The organism is Thalassolituus sp. UBA2009, assembly GCF_002335285.1.
Classification (GTDB): domain Bacteria; phylum Pseudomonadota; class Gammaproteobacteria; order Pseudomonadales; family Oceanobacteraceae; genus Venatoribacter; species Venatoribacter alkanivorans.
On the sequence record NZ_DDCJ01000135.1, the window covers coordinates 52047 to 52504 of the forward strand.

Below are 458 nucleotides of genomic sequence, written 5' to 3' on the forward strand. Positions count from 1 at the left end.
TATGTCGATACCCCGGGTATGCATAAGCATCAGGAAAAAGCGATTAACCGCTATATGAACAAAGCGGCAACCACGGCAGTGAAAGACGTGGATCTGATTCTGATGCTGGTCGACCGTACACGCTGGACTGAAGAAGACGAAATGGTGCTGCAGGCTGTTAAATCCCAGCGCGCCCCGGTCGTTCTGGTGGTGAATAAGGTCGATTTCGTGCGTGAAAAAGAAGAGTTGTTGCCTGTGCTGCAGGAACTCAGCAGCCGGCATAATTTCGACCAGATTATTCCGGTCAGCGCCAAAACCGGCCATAACGTCGAGCGGCTGGAAAACCTGATCGAAAGCTATCTGCCGGAAAACCAATACTTCTTTCCGGAAGACCAGATCACCGACCGCAGTTCGCGCTTTCTGGCAGCTGAACTGGTGCGTGAAAAAATCATGCGTCAGCTGGGCGATGAGCTGCCTTA

Annotated in this window: 1 protein-coding gene; it reads left to right on the plus strand. The window is 52.0% G+C overall.

Annotated elements, in window-relative coordinates:
- A partial coding sequence (gene era, locus B3P58_RS16125) for a GTPase Era (RefSeq protein WP_286719034.1) occupies window positions 1-458 on the plus strand: 458 nt, incomplete at both ends.